Source organism: Mycobacterium attenuatum, assembly GCF_900566085.1.
Taxonomy (GTDB): domain Bacteria; phylum Actinomycetota; class Actinomycetes; order Mycobacteriales; family Mycobacteriaceae; genus Mycobacterium; species Mycobacterium attenuatum.
Window position 1 is genome coordinate 1 of the sequence record NZ_UPHT01000066.1, and the last position, 13,628, is coordinate 13,628.

The following is a 13,628-nucleotide window of genomic DNA, read 5'->3' on the forward strand; positions in this document are numbered from 1 at the left end:
CCGTAACCCGGCGGCGGTGCAGGAGTGGTCCCATAGCCCGGCGGCGGGGGCGGCGGCGGGTAGCCCGAGGTGGAATGATCGCCGCCCTGGGGGTCGGCCGGATTGCCTGGGTGTTCTGGCGGCTGGCTCATCGCTGTCCTAAGTGGCTGGTCGGTCGCTCTCGCCTGGCATGCGCGTGGAATTAGCAAACCGGAACTTAGCAAATGTGGCCCGGAGGCGCGCGGGTTGGTGGTGCTCCTTTTTCGGGTGCCGACCCGCTGCGCGCGACGCCTCGTCCCCATCGCGGTGCGCGTGGTATGTCTGAAGCGTGTCCGACGGTCTGTTCGACCTGCCCGGCGCATCGCCGCCCGGCGATCATGGTCTGGACGCTTCGGCCGGCGCACCGCTAGCGGTGCGGATGCGTCCGGCATCGCTCGATGAAGTGGTCGGGCAGGACCACCTGCTGGCGGCGGGTTCGCCGCTGCGCCGCCTGGTCGAGGGTTCGGGTGTCGCGTCGGCCATCCTTTACGGGCCGCCGGGCAGCGGCAAGACGACACTGGCGGCACTGATTTCGCGGGCCACCGGACGCCGGTTCGAAGCGCTGTCGGCATTGTCGGCCGGTGTCAAGGAAGTTCGGGCCGTCATCGAGGAGGCCCGGCGGGGGCTTCTTGCCGGTCGGCAGACGGTGCTGTTCATCGACGAGGTGCACCGGTTCTCCAAGACGCAACAGGACGCGCTGCTGTCGGCGGTGGAGAACCGGGTCGTGTTGTTGGTGGCCGCGACCACGGAGAACCCGTCGTTTTCCGTGGTGGCGCCACTGTTGTCGCGGTCGCTGATTCTGCAGCTGCGTCCGCTCACGGCCGACGACATCCGGACCGTGGTGGCGCGCGCGATAGAGGATTCCCGCGGACTCGGCGGGCGTGTCGATGTGACACCCGAGGCCGTCGACCTGCTGGTGCAGTTGGCCGCCGGGGATGCACGCCGTGCGCTGACCGCGCTGGAGGTGGCGGCCGAGGCCACCGAGCAGGTCGGCGTCGAGGCGATCGAGCAATCCTTGGACCGGGCCGCGGTCCGCTACGACCGCGACGGCGACCAGCATTACGACGTCGTCAGTGCCTTCATCAAGTCGGTACGCGGTTCCGACGTCGACGCCGCACTGCACTATCTGGCCCGCATGCTGGTCGCCGGTGAGGACCCGCGGTTCATTGCGCGGCGGCTGATGATCCTGGCCAGCGAGGACATCGGCATGGCTGACCCGACCGCGCTGCAGACGGCGGTCGCCGCCGCCCAGACCGTGGCGCTGATCGGTATGCCCGAGGCCCAGCTGACGTTGGCCCACGCCACGATTCATCTGGCCACTGCACCGAAATCCAACGCGGTCACCACGGCTCTGGCCGCGGCGATGGCCGATATCAAGGCGGGTCGGGCCGGATCGGTCCCGGCCCATCTGCGCGACGGGCATTACTCGGGTGCCGCGGCGCTGGGCAACGCGCAGGGCTACAAGTACTCTCACGATGACCCGGATGGTGTTGTGGCCCAACAATATCCGCCGGACGAGCTGGCGGGCGTGAACTACTATCGGCCCACCAGTCGCGGCGGCGAGCGAGACATGGCCGGCCGGCTGGACCGGCTCCGGGCGATCATCCGCGGGAAGAGGGGACGGGCGTGAGAACCTTCACCGACGACAAGATGCGGGAGTTGCTGCTCAACGCCAGGCCCTACAGCGTCGTGATCCTCAAGCGAGGGCCGAGGTTCGCTGACGAGGCGGCACCGGCCATTGTCTGGGAGCATGGGCGCCGCAACTTCGGACTGCGCGACGACGGCGTGCTCGCGGTGGTCCTGCCGATCGCCGACGGGTCCGACGTCTGCGGCATCGGGGTGTTCGCAGCGACGGTTGACGACACCACGGTGATCATGAATGACGACCCGGGTGTTGCCGCGGGAATATTCACCTACCAGGTGCACCCGTGCCGAGGGTTTCCGGGCGACGCCCTGCCCTGACGGAGCGGCTGGGGCCTCCGCGAGTGCGGTGCTGATCATTCGCGGTCGTACCCTACGGTTTTACCGGCGCCGAGTGTGCGTTGCGTGCGTCGAGTGTGCCCCCAGGGTTTCCAGTGGGTAGCGACGGCGGCCGGTGGGCCGTTTGTTCGCCGTCGGTACACGCTCGAGGCCGTCGGTGCACGCTCGACGCCGAGCACCGCGATCGTCGGCGGCTAGACCAGCTCAGGTACCCGCAAGTGGGCGATCGCCAGCTCGAACTCGGCGACATCGAGCACCTCGGCCCCCAATTCGCGGACCCGCCTGCTACGCAATTCGGTGGCCTGGTCGCGGTTGCGGGCCATCGCGTCCATGGTGTCGAACGTGGTGCACGACACCGCGCGCCGGCACGCGGGGTGGTCAACCATCAGACTGGCACTGCAGAACCCGTCCAGACCCTCCATCTCGGGCAATACGTGCATCCCGTAGAAGTCCAGCGACCGCTCGATCTGATCCGGCACCACCTTGAGCCAGGTGGCCCGTACACACGCCCCGGGATGCGAGCGGTGGTCGCGATGCAGCATCGCGATATTCCATTCCTCGACCCGCGCATTGCCGGAGAACATCATCGCAGCCCGGTCCCGGACGGGAGCTACCCGTTCGGCGCTGGCGCGCATGGCCTCCAAGGTCTCCCACGCGCTGGTTGCGATGCAGGTGCCGGATTGCCGGTCCACCAGCAGCGACAGCCCGACATATCCATTGATGGCCTGCAAAGCGGGCATCACGACATCGCGAACATGCGCGATACCAATGTCGACCGACAAGGGTTGCGCCTGGATGGTGGTAGAGCGTGCGTACACGATCGGCCCCTCCTATGTCGGGGCGGCGCCCCGGTGGCGCCACCGGTCTCACCGAATACCTTCCTCCTACCAAACAGCCGTGGCAATAAGTTATTGGGGCGCTCCGGGAGCGCCCCGGGAACTAAGGGCGGTAGCGGATCGCCAGGCAGCGAAATCGGTCCCGGTAGGCTGATTACCAATGGATACCGATGTGCTCGACGTTGACACCGCGCGTCGCCGCATTGTCGATCTCACCGATGCGGTCCGCGGCTTCTGTGCGTCGCGCGGCGACGGGCTGTGCAACGTGTTCGTCCCGCATGCGACGGCCGGGGTGGCGATCATCGAGACCGGCGCGGGTTCCGACCGTGACCTGGTCGACGCTCTGGAAAGACTGCTGCCGCGCGACGACCGCTATCGGCACGCGCATGGCTCTCCGGGCCACGGCGCCGACCACGTGCTCCCGGCCCTGGTCGCCCCGTCGGTGACAGTGCCGGTCGCGGGCGGCGAGCCGCTGCTGGGTACCTGGCAAAGCGTCGTTCTGGTCGACCTGAACCGGGACAATCCGCGGCGCTCGGTGCGTTTGAGCTTTGTGGAAGGCTGAGCGGGCAGAAAAGCGCTTATTGGACAGCCTTCTCATAGGCCGGCGAATAGGCTGGCCATCAACCCCACCGAGAATCTTAGGGAAGCGACGACAGTGCAGACACACGAGATCAGGAAACGGTTCCTCGATCATTTCGTGAAGGCCGGTCACACCGAGGTGCCCAGCGCATCGGTGATCCTCGACGACCCCAATCTGTTGTTCGTCAACGCCGGCATGGTGCAATTCGTGCCGTACTTCCTGGGGCAGCGCACGCCGCCCTATGCGACGGCCACCAGCATTCAGAAGTGCATCCGCACCCCCGACATCGACGAGGTGGGCATCACCACCCGGCACAACACGTTTTTCCAGATGGCCGGCAATTTCTCGTTCGGTGACTACTTCAAGCGCGGGGCGATCGAACTGGCCTGGTCGCTGCTGACCAATAACATCGGCGCTGGCGGCTACGGGCTGGACCCGGAAAGGCTCTGGGCCACAGTCTATCTCGACGACGACGAGGCCGCCGGCCTGTGGCAGGACGTCGCCGGCCTGCCGTCGGAGCGGATCCAGCGCCGCGGCATGGCCGACAACTACTGGTCCATGGGCATCCCCGGGCCGTGCGGGCCCTCATCGGAGATCTACTACGACCGCGGCCCCGATTACGGCCCGGAAGGCGGCCCCGTCGTCAACGAAGACCGTTACCTCGAGGTGTGGAACCTGGTCTTCATGCAGAACGAGCGCGGCGAGGGAACCACCAAGGAGGACTACGAGATCCTGGGTCCGCTGCCCCGCAAGAACATCGACACCGGCATGGGGGTCGAGCGGGTCGCGCTGGTGTTGCAAGACGTGCACAACGTCTACGAGACCGACCTGCTGCGGCCGGTCATCGATGCCGTCGCCGCGCGCGCTTCCCGTCGGTACGACGCCGGACATCACGCCGACGACGTGCGGTACCGCATCATCGCCGACCACAGCCGTACCGCGGCGATCCTGATCGGCGACGGCGTGAGCCCCGGCAACGACGGCCGCGGATACGTGTTGCGCCGGCTGCTGCGCCGCGTCATCCGGTCGGCCAAGCTGCTCAACATCGACAGCCCGATCGTCGGCGACCTGATGGCCACCGTGCGCGACGCGATGGGCCCGTCCTATCCCGAGCTGGTCAACGACTTCGACCGGATCAATCGCATAGCGGTCGCCGAGGAGACGGCGTTCAACCGCACCCTGGCCTCGGGCTCCAGATTGTTCGACGAAGTCGCCGGCACCACCAAAGCCAAGGGCGCCAGTGTGGTTTCCGGTTCGGACGCCTTCACCCTGCACGACACCTACGGCTTCCCGATCGAGCTCACCTTGGAGATGGCAGCCGAATCCGGGCTCCGAGTCGACGAGACCGGCTTTCGCGAACTGATGGCAGAACAGCGCCGCCGCGCCAAAGCCGACGCCGCCGCGCGCAAACACGCCCATGCCGACCTGACCGCCTACCGCGAACTCGTCGATGCCGCGCCCACCGAATTCACCGGATTCGACGAGCTGGCATCGGAAGCACGAATCCTGGGCATCTTCGTCGACGGCAAACGGGTTCCGGTGGTGGCCCACGGCTCGCAAGGACACACGGCCAACGCCGATCGGGTGGAGCTGGTGTTGGACCGCACCCCGCTGTACGCCGAGTCGGGCGGGCAGATCGCCGACGAGGGAACCATCAGCGGAACCGGATCCGGCGGCAGCGCCAAAGCGGCCGTCACCGATGTGCAGAAAATCGCCAAAACCCTTTGGGTGCACCGGGTCAACGTCGAGTCCGGAGAATTCGTCGAGGGCGACACCGTCATCGCCGCGGTGGACCCGGGCTGGCGCCGGGGCGCCACGCAAGGTCACTCGGGCACCCACATGGTGCATGCCGCGCTGCGGCAAGTATTGGGGCCCAACGCGGTTCAGGCCGGTTCGCTGAACCGCCCGGGCTATCTGCGGTTCGACTTCAACTGGCAGGGGCCGCTCACCGAAGCCCAGCGCACCCAGATTGAAGAGGTGACCAACCAAGCGGTGCAGGCCGATTTCGAAGTGCACACCTTCACCGAGCCGCTCGAAAAGGCCAAGGCGATGGGCGCGATGGCGCTCTTCGGCGAAAGCTACCCCGAGGAAGTCCGGGTCGTGGAAATCGGTGGGCCGTTCTCGCTGGAGCTGTGCGGGGGCACCCACGTCGAGAACTCGGCGCAGATCGGGCCGGTGACCATCCTGGGCGAATCGTCGATCGGCTCCGGGGTCCGCCGGGTGGAGGCCTACGTGGGGCTGGATTCCTTCCGGCACCTGGCCAAGGAGCGCGCCCTGATGGCCGGGCTTGCTTCGTCGCTGAAGGTGCCCTCCGACGAGGTCCCCGCGCGGGTGGCCAGCCTGGTGGAGCGGCTCAAGGCGGCCGAGAAGGAGCTGGAGCGCGCCCGGCTGGCGAATGCGCGGGCCGCCGCGGTGAACGCGGCCGCCGGCGCCGAGCGCATCGGTAACGTCCGGGTGGTGGCACAGCGTATGTCGGGCGGCATCACATCGGCCGATTTGCGTTCGCTGGTAGGCGATATCCGCGGCAGGCTGGGTAGCGATCCGGCGGTGATCGCGCTGATCGCCGAAGGCGAGAACGACAGCGTGCCGTACGCCGTCGCCGCCAACCCGGCCGCGCAGGACCTGGGGATCCGCGCCAACGACCTGATCAAGCAGCTGGCCGCGGCAGTTGACGGCCGCGGCGGGGGCAAGCCCGATCTGGCCCAGGGTTCGGGAAAAATGCCCGCCGGCATCGATGCCGCGCTCGACGCGGTCCGCGCCGCGATAGCGCGGGTCGGTTGAGTGAGCGCCCCCCTTCAACGCCAGCCCGCCCGGCCCGGCGACTCAGACCCCGGACCGGGACGACGCCTCGGCATTGATGTGGGAAGCGTGCGGATCGGCGTGGCGTGCAGCGACCCCGACGGCATCCTGGCCACTCCCGTGGAAACGGTGCGCCGCGACCGCTCCGGCAAGCATCTGCGCCGGCTGGTCGCGCTGGCCGCCGAACTGCAGGCCGTCGAGGTGGTGGTCGGACTGCCGCGCACGCTGGCCGACCGCATCGGCCCCGCGGCCCAGGACGCGATTGACGTGGCCGACGCGCTGGCGCAGCGCGTTGCCCCGACACCGGTACGGCTCGCCGACGAGCGGCTGACCACGGTCAGCGCGCAGCGCTCACTGCGCCAGGCGGGCATCCGGGCCAAAGACCAACGTGCGGTGATCGACCAGGCCGCCGCGGTGGCCATCCTGCAGGCGTGGCTGGATCAGCGCCGCAGTGCAGCGCCCGGACCGGTAACCGGGAACGTGGCCGATGGCTGAGGATGTCGACCGTCAGCGAGCCGAGCCGGTGGCGGTCGGGCCGCACCGACACCGGATGAGCAGAGCGGACCGGCGCAAGCGCAGCCAGAGCCGCAGAAGACGGCGGCGCATCCTGGGCGGATTGGCCTTCACCGTGCTGGTCGCGGTCGTGGCGACGGCAGTCGTCTTCGGCGGGAAGCTCTGGCGCCTGATGCTGGGCGCCGGTAACGACTACACCGGCACCGGCAAGCACGACCTCGTGATTCAGATCGAGGCGGGCGACTCGACCACGGCGGTCGGCGAGACGCTGTACAAACACGGCGTGGTGAAAACGGTTCGCGCCTTCGTCGACGCCGCACACGGCAACGAGGCGATCTCGTCGATTCAGCCCGGCTTCTACCGGATGCGCACCGAGATTCCGGCGGCCAATGCGGTTGCCCGGCTAGCCGACCCGAAAAGCCGAGTGGGCAGGCTGGTCATCCCGGAAGGACGCCAGCTCGACGACACCACGGACATGAAGACCAACGTGGTGACCCCCGGGATCCTCACGTTGATCTCGCGGGCGACGTGCGTGGATCTTGATGGCGACAAACACTGCGTTCCGGTGGCCGACCTGCGCACCGCAGCGAGCAAGAACACGCCGGCGATGCTGTCGGTGCCGCCCTGGGCGGTCGAGCCGGTGGTCGAGCTCGGCGACGACCATCGCCGCATTGAGGGGCTCATCGCCCCGGGTACCTTCAATGTCGACCCGTCGGCCTCGGCCGGCGCCATTTTGTCATCGCTGGTCGGCGCGGGCGCCGTGGAGTACGCCAAAGCGGGTTTGGTGGATACCGCCACGTCGCTGGGCCTGTCGCCGTACGACATCCTCGTGGTGGCTTCGCTGGTGCAGCAGGAAGCCAACGTTCAGGATTTCCCGAAGGTGGCGCAGGTCATCTACAACCGCCTGCACGAACACCGCACGCTGGAGTTCGACTCCACCGTGAACTACCCGCTGGACCGGCGTGAAGTGGCTACCAGTGACGCCGACCGCGCCCTGCGAACACCGTGGAACACCTACATGGCCGAAGGACTGCCGGCGACGGCGATCTGCTCGCCCGGGGTGGACGCGCTGCACGCGGCCGAACATCCCGCGCCCGGCGACTGGCTGTACTTCGTCACCATCGACTCGCAGGGCACCACCCTGTTCACCCGGGATTATCAGCAGCATCTGGCCAACATCGAGCTGGCAAAACACAACGGTGTCCTCGACAGCACCCGCTAGAAAGGCCGGGGTCCTGGGGTCGCCGATCGCCCACTCCCGGTCCCCGCAGCTGCACCTGGCGGCCTACCGCGCGCTGGGCCTGCACGACTGGACCTATGAGCGCATCGAGTGCACCGCCGAGCAGTTGCCGGCCGTCGTCGTTGGGTTCGGGCCGGAGTGGGTCGGCGTATCGGTGACCATGCCGGGCAAGTTCGCCGCCCTGCGGTTCGCCGACCAGCGAACCGCCCGCGCCGAGCAGGTTGGTTCGGCCAACACGCTGGTGCGCACGCCGCGGGGCTGGCGGGCCGACAATACCGACATCGACGGGGTGACCGGCGCTCTGGGCGCGGCATCGGGACATGCGGTGGTGCTGGGGTCCGGCGGTACCGCGCCCGCGGCCGTCGTCGGGCTGGCCCAGCTCGGGGTCACCGGCATCACCGTGGTGGCGCGCAACCCCGAGAAAGCGGCCCGATTGGTTGGCCTGGGAACGCAGGCCGCGGTGGAAAGCCGGTTTTGCGCCCTGGACGACGCCGGCTTGGCCGACGTGATCGGCGCGGCGACGGTGCTGGTCAGCACGGTGCCCGCGGACGTGGCGGCGCGCTACGCCCAGACGTTGCAGGGTGTTCCGGTGTTGTTGGACGCCATCTACCATCCGTGGCCCACACCGCTGGCGGCTGCGGTGACACACGCCGGCGGCCAGGCGATCAGCGGGCTGCAGATGCTGCTGCATCAGGCGTTCGCTCAGGTGGAGCAGTTCACCGGGATGCCCGCGCCCCGCGAGGCGATGACTTGCGCAATGGCGGAGCTGGATTAGCGTGGCCGTGCATGCTGGCGGGTGCGGTATTGCTGTGGATGGGGGCTCTGTGCGTCTATGACGTGTGGCAGCGCCGGTTACCTAATGCGTTGACGCTGCCCGGGGCCGGGGTGATCCTTTGCGGCGCGCTGGCCGCGGGGCGGGGCGGGCCGGCGCTGGCCGGCGCGCTCGGGTTGGCCGGGGCGTATCTGCTGGTGCATCTGGTGGATCCGGCGGCGATGGGCGCCGGCGACGTCAAGCTGGCGATTGGCGTGGGGGCGTTGACCGGCTGCTTCGGCGTCGAGGTGTGGTTTCTGGCGGCCTTGGCGGCGCTGCTGCTCACGGCGCTTTTCGGCGTGGTTGGCCGGATTGTCGGTGGCGGGGAGGGCACCGTGCCGCACGGCCCGTCGATGTGCCTGGCCACCGTGGGCATGCTGGCCCCGGTGTGGAGGTGAGGTCGATCGCGCGACCGTCGCCGCGGTCCCGTTGAGAGTTGTTGCGCGCCAAGGGGAACACGGCCTTGTTGCACGCGCCCGTTGCCTACTCGACGGGCTCGACGTTCTCCGGCTCACCGCGGCTGTCATCCATCTCGCTGAAACATCGGCCCGGCCATGCCGCGCTCGCTCGATGCGATTCACCTGGCAGCCGCGTCGTAGGTCAAGCGGGAACTGACCGCGTTTGTGATCTATGACCACCGCATGTCGGCTGGCTTCGTGACTGCATTGGCGGGCACAGTCAGCTGGCCGCGCGTGCTGACGAAAACCGCCTTCGGCGCGGCACCTGACCACGACGCGTCAGCGGGTCGCGACGTAGGACTCAAGCCGGTCAGCGAGCCCAAAGCGTGCACATGGGAAGATGTTCGGGTGTTGCGCTGGATCACCGCGGGTGAGTCCCATGGCCGGGCGTTGGTGGCCGTGGTCGACGGGATGGTCGCCGGAGTGGACGTCACCTCGACCGACATCGCCGACCAGCTGGCCCGCCGCCGGCTGGGTTACGGACGTGGCGCGCGGATGACGTTCGAGCGCGACGCGGTGACCGTGTTGTCGGGCGTGCGTCACGGCAGCACGCTGGGCGGACCGATTGCCATCGAGATCGGCAACACCGAATGGCCGAAGTGGGAAACCGTGATGGCCGCCGATCCGGTCGACCCGGCACAGCTTCAGGAGGTGGCGCGCAATGCGCCGCTGACCCGACCGCGGCCGGGCCACGCCGACTACGCGGGCATGCTCAAGTACGGCTTCGACGACGCCCGGCCGGTGCTCGAGCGCGCCAGCGCCCGCGAGACCGCCGCCCGCGTCGCCGCCGCAACCGTGGCCCGGCAGTTCCTCAAACAGGCGTTGGGCGTCGACGTGCTGTCGCATGTCATTTCGATCGGCCCGTCGGCGCCCTACGACGGCCCGCCGCCCGCAGCCGAGGACCTGCCCGCCATCGATGCCAGCCCGGTGCGTGCGTTCGGCAAAGCCGCCGAACAAGCGATGATCGCCGAAATCGAAGCGGCCAAAAAGGACGGCGACACCCTGGGCGGCGTGGTCGAGGTCGTGGCGTCGGGCCTGCCGGTGGGGTTGGGGTCGTTCACCAGCGGCGACAACCGGCTCGACAGCCAACTGGCCGCGGCCGTGATGGGGATCCAGGCGATCAAGGGCGTGGAGATCGGTGACGGATTCGAAACCGCGCGCCGCCGCGGCAGCCGCGCCCACGACGAGATGTACCCCGGGTCCGACGGTGTCGTCCGCTCCACTAACCGGGCGGGCGGACTCGAAGGCGGCATGACCAACGGCCAGCCACTGCGGGTGCGTGCGGCCATGAAGCCTATCTCCACGGTGCCGCGGGCGCTGGCCACCGTGGACCTGGCCACCGGTGACGAGGCGGTCGCCATCCACCAGCGCTCCGACGTGTGCGCGGTGCCGGCCGCCGGTGTGGTGGCCGAGGCCATGGTGGCGCTGGTGCTGGCGCGCGCGGCGCTGGAAAAGTTCGGCGGCGATTCGCTGACCGAAACCCGCCGCAACATCGAGGCTTACCAGCGCACCGTCGCCGATCGTCAATCGCCGGCGGCTCGCGCTCGGGCCGGCCGGGGCTAGGTAATCGGATGGCGCCCCAAGCGGTACTCGTCGGTTTGCCGGGTTCGGGCAAATCCACCATCGGCCGTCGGCTGGCCAAGGCCCTCGGGGTGAGTTTGCTCGACACCGATGCGGCGATCGAGCAGCAGACCGGGCGCAGCATCGCCGAGATCTTCGCCACCGACGGGGAACAGGAGTTCCGGCGCATCGAGGAAGACGTGGTGCGTGCGGCGTTGGCCGAGCATGACGGGGTGCTGTCGCTGGGCGGCGGCGCGGTCACCAGTCCCGGGGTGTGCGCGGCGCTGGCCGGTCACGTCGTCGTCTACCTGGAGATCAACGCCGCCGAAGGAGTGCGGCGCACCGGCGGCAGTACCGTGCGGCCGTTGCTGGCCGGGCCCGACCGCACCGAGAAGTACCGGGCCTTGATGGCCAAACGGATTCCGCTGTACCGCCGCGTCGCCACCATCCGGGTCGACACCAACCGGCGTAATCCGGGCGCGGTGGTGCGCTACATCATGGGGCGGCTGCAGACGCCCAGCCAGACACCCAGCCAGGCGGCAACATGACCGGGGCCGGCGCACCCGCGACGGTGCACGTCGCCGTCGACCCGCCCTATCCGGTGGTGATCGGCAGCGGCGTGTTGACGCGGTTGGACGAACTGCTGGCCGGCCGGCACAAGGTAGCCATCCTGCACCAGCCCGCGCTGGCCGAAGCCGCCGAGACCGCCCGCAAACGCCTGGCCGACAAGGGCGTCGACGCGCACCGCATCGAAATACCCGACGCCGAAGCCGGCAAGGACCTGCCCGTCGTCGGATTCATCTGGGAAGTGTTGGGCCGCATCGGACTTGGCCGCAAAGATGCCCTCGTCAGCCTGGGCGGGGGAGCCGCCACCGATGTCGCCGGCTTCGCGGCCGCCACCTGGTTGCGCGGTGTGTCCATCGTGCACGTGCCCACCACGCTGCTGGGCATGGTCGACGCGGCCGTCGGCGGCAAGACGGGCATCAACACCGACGCGGGCAAGAACCTGGTCGGAGCGTTTCACCAGCCGCTGGCCGTACTCGCCGACCTGGCCACCCTGCATACCCTGCCGCATAACGAAATCGCCTGCGGCATGGCCGAAGTCGTCAAGGCAGGGTTCATCGCCGACCCGGTGATCCTGGAGCTCATCGAAGCCGACCCGAAGCGAGCCCTGGATCCGAAAGGCGATGTGCTGCCGGAGCTGATCCGCCGGGCGGTGGTGGTCAAGGCCGAGGTCGTCGCCGCCGACGAGAAGGAATCCGAGCTGCGCGAAATCCTCAACTACGGCCACACCTTGGGGCACGCGATCGAGCGTCGCGAGCGCTACCGGTGGCGCCACGGCGCCGCGGTGTCGGTCGGGTTGGTGTTCGCGGCCGAACTCGCCAGGCTCGCCGGACGGCTGGACGAAGCCACCGCGCAACGCCACCGCGCGATCCTGTCGTCGCTGGGCCTACCGGTCAGCTACGACCCCGACGCGCTGCCGCAGCTGCTGGAGATCATGGCCGGCGACAAGAAAACGCGGGCCGGTGTGTTTCGGTTCGTGGTCCTGGACGGATTGGCCAGGCCGGGGCGGTTGGTGGGGCCGGACCCCGGCCTGCTGATGAGCGCCTACGCGGGAGTCTGCGCCGAATGAGTGTGACGGTCAACGTGATCAATGGTCCGAACCTGGGCCGGCTGGGCCAGCGGGAGCCCGCCGTCTACGGCAGCACCACCCACGCCGAACTGGCTGCGCTCATTGAGCGGGAGGCCGCCGAACTCGGACTCAAAGCCGTTGTGCGGCAAAGCGATAGCGAAGCTCAGCTGTTGGAATGGATTCATCAGGCCGCCGACGCCGCGGAGCCGGTGATTCTCAACGCGGGTGGACTGACGCACACTTCGGTGGCGCTGCGCGACGCCTGCGTCGAACTGAGCGCACCCCTGATCGAGGTGCACATCTCCAATGTCCATGCCCGCGAGGAATTCCGGCGGCACTCCTACCTCAGCCCGGTGGCGACGGGAGTGATCGTCGGGCTCGGTGTGCAAGGTTATCTGCTGGCCCTGCGCTACCTGGCGAACACCGTCGAAGGCTAATCCTGCGTGGGCTTGTGCTCAGGTTTGGTCTCGTCGTGGTCGAGGCGGATCGTCTCGGTGCGTGCCTCGGTGTCGCTGGTGGGGATCGTCTCCGTCGGTGCCTCGGACTCGCCGGTGCGGATCACCTCGGTCGGAGACTCCGATTCCGGCGTGGCGATGGTCTCGGTCGGTGCCTCGCGTTCGACCGTGGCAACCGCTGTGGGAGCCGTGGCTTGCGACTCCGACCGAGCGGTCTGGATCTCCCCGGTCGGCGTGTCGTCGGCGCGAACGGCGGCGAACACGTCGGAATCGCCACGTCCCCTGGAGCCGTCGTGCACGGGGGGCGGGGGAGCTTTGCGGTCGATACGCCACCGGGCGACGGCCACCCCGATGATCGCGAACAGGAAAACGATGAGCGCTGTGAAGGCCGCAAACGTCGTCAGCTCGTTGAGCACCCCGCCGGCGTAGACGCCCTGGTAGAACTGGGAAATCAGCCAGGTCACCGCGCCGCTGAGCACCCCGGCTGTCAGCCCGGCCAGCAGCCACGTCATGGCCAGATCCTCCCGGCGGTCCGGGTCGGGGTTGGCTTTGGCGTCCGCGTTGCCGTCGGTGAGTCCCCACACGACGACGCCGATGATGTACAAGGCGAGAAGAACGAGGCTGATCAATCCGGCCTGAGTCTGCCAGGCATTGATCAACGCCCCCTGAAAGAGACGCAGAACCACCATCGCAGCGGCGAACACCAGTCCGCGCAGCATCCAGCTAGTCATGGGAGTTCAGCGTA

The 13,628-nt window shown here is 68.5% G+C and carries 14 protein-coding genes and 1 pseudogene; 13 read left to right on the forward strand and 2 right to left on the reverse strand.

What is annotated here, in order from left to right:
* Window positions 1–307 precede the first annotated feature (307 nt).
* Together EET13_RS11360 and EET13_RS11365 are read left to right on the forward strand one after the other, a co-directional pair.
* A complete protein-coding gene (locus EET13_RS11360; RefSeq protein WP_122442387.1) occupies window positions 308–1,648 on the forward strand; it encodes a replication-associated recombination protein A in 1,341 nt (446 codons plus the stop codon).
* On the forward strand, window positions 1,645–1,980 hold the full coding sequence (locus tag EET13_RS11365) for a hypothetical protein (protein ID WP_122442388.1): 336 nt from the start codon (window positions 1,645–1,647) through the stop codon (window positions 1,978–1,980). The genes EET13_RS11360 and EET13_RS11365 overlap by 4 nt, the downstream gene beginning before the upstream one ends.
* A gap of 212 nt (window positions 1,981–2,192) precedes the next feature.
* On the opposite strand, the gene EET13_RS11370 is transcribed toward EET13_RS11365, so the two are convergent.
* Window positions 2,193–2,816, reverse strand: a complete 624-nt coding sequence (locus EET13_RS11370; RefSeq protein ID WP_122442389.1) for a hypothetical protein — start codon at window positions 2,814–2,816, stop codon at window positions 2,193–2,195.
* Window positions 2,817–3,006: 190 nt separating this feature from the next.
* Here EET13_RS11370 and EET13_RS11375 point away from each other — a divergent pair, with 190 nt between their 5' ends.
* From EET13_RS11375 to aroQ, 11 genes and pseudogenes are all read left to right on the forward strand, one after another.
* Entirely contained in the window at window positions 3,007–3,396 is a 390-nt protein-coding gene (locus EET13_RS11375) for a secondary thiamine-phosphate synthase enzyme YjbQ (RefSeq protein WP_211186413.1), read from the forward strand.
* 93 nt (window positions 3,397–3,489) lie between these two features.
* The gene (alaS, locus tag EET13_RS11380; RefSeq protein ID WP_122442391.1) at window positions 3,490–6,195 is read left to right on the forward strand and encodes an alanine--tRNA ligase; all 2,706 of its coding nucleotides are present in this window, start codon (window positions 3,490–3,492) and stop codon (window positions 6,193–6,195) included.
* Entirely contained in the window at window positions 6,196–6,708 is a 513-nt protein-coding gene (ruvX, locus tag EET13_RS11385) for a Holliday junction resolvase RuvX (RefSeq protein WP_122442392.1), read from the forward strand. It begins immediately after the preceding gene.
* A complete protein-coding gene (gene mltG, locus EET13_RS11390; RefSeq protein ID WP_122442393.1) occupies window positions 6,701–7,948 on the forward strand; it encodes an endolytic transglycosylase MltG in 1,248 nt (415 codons plus the stop codon). The genes ruvX and mltG overlap by 8 nt, the downstream gene beginning before the upstream one ends.
* Window positions 7,926–8,741 (forward strand): shikimate dehydrogenase, encoded by an 816-nt coding sequence (locus EET13_RS11395; protein WP_122442394.1) that lies wholly within the window; start codon window positions 7,926–7,928, stop codon window positions 8,739–8,741. The genes mltG and EET13_RS11395 overlap by 23 nt, the downstream gene beginning before the upstream one ends.
* Window positions 8,742–8,752: 11 nt before the next feature.
* The gene (locus EET13_RS11400; RefSeq protein WP_122442395.1) at window positions 8,753–9,175 is read left to right on the forward strand and encodes an A24 family peptidase; all 423 of its coding nucleotides are present in this window, start codon (window positions 8,753–8,755) and stop codon (window positions 9,173–9,175) included.
* A gap of 31 nt (window positions 9,176–9,206) precedes the next feature.
* Window positions 9,207–9,457: pseudogene (locus EET13_RS32565) on the forward strand (type II toxin-antitoxin system VapC family toxin); the annotation flags it as partial.
* Between the two features lie 126 nt (window positions 9,458–9,583).
* The gene (gene aroC / locus EET13_RS11405) at window positions 9,584–10,798 is read left to right on the forward strand and encodes a chorismate synthase (RefSeq protein WP_122442417.1); all 1,215 of its coding nucleotides are present in this window, start codon (window positions 9,584–9,586) and stop codon (window positions 10,796–10,798) included.
* 8 nt (window positions 10,799–10,806) lie between these two features.
* Window positions 10,807–11,343, forward strand: coding sequence for a shikimate kinase (locus EET13_RS11410; RefSeq protein ID WP_122442396.1), 537 nt, complete (start codon window positions 10,807–10,809; stop codon window positions 11,341–11,343).
* Window positions 11,340–12,428, forward strand: coding sequence for a 3-dehydroquinate synthase (gene aroB / locus EET13_RS11415; protein ID WP_122442397.1), 1,089 nt, complete (start codon window positions 11,340–11,342; stop codon window positions 12,426–12,428). The genes EET13_RS11410 and aroB overlap by 4 nt, the downstream gene beginning before the upstream one ends.
* Complete coding sequence (gene aroQ / locus EET13_RS11420) at window positions 12,425–12,865, forward strand: type II 3-dehydroquinate dehydratase (RefSeq protein ID WP_122442398.1); 441 nt, start codon at window positions 12,425–12,427, stop codon at window positions 12,863–12,865. Before aroB ends, aroQ begins: the two co-directional genes overlap by 4 nt.
* Here aroQ and EET13_RS11425 read toward each other — a convergent pair.
* Entirely contained in the window at window positions 12,862–13,614 is a 753-nt protein-coding gene (locus EET13_RS11425; RefSeq protein WP_244603863.1) for a B-4DMT family transporter, read from the reverse strand. The genes aroQ and EET13_RS11425 overlap by 4 nt on opposite strands.
* Window positions 13,615–13,628: the final 14 nt, after the last annotated feature.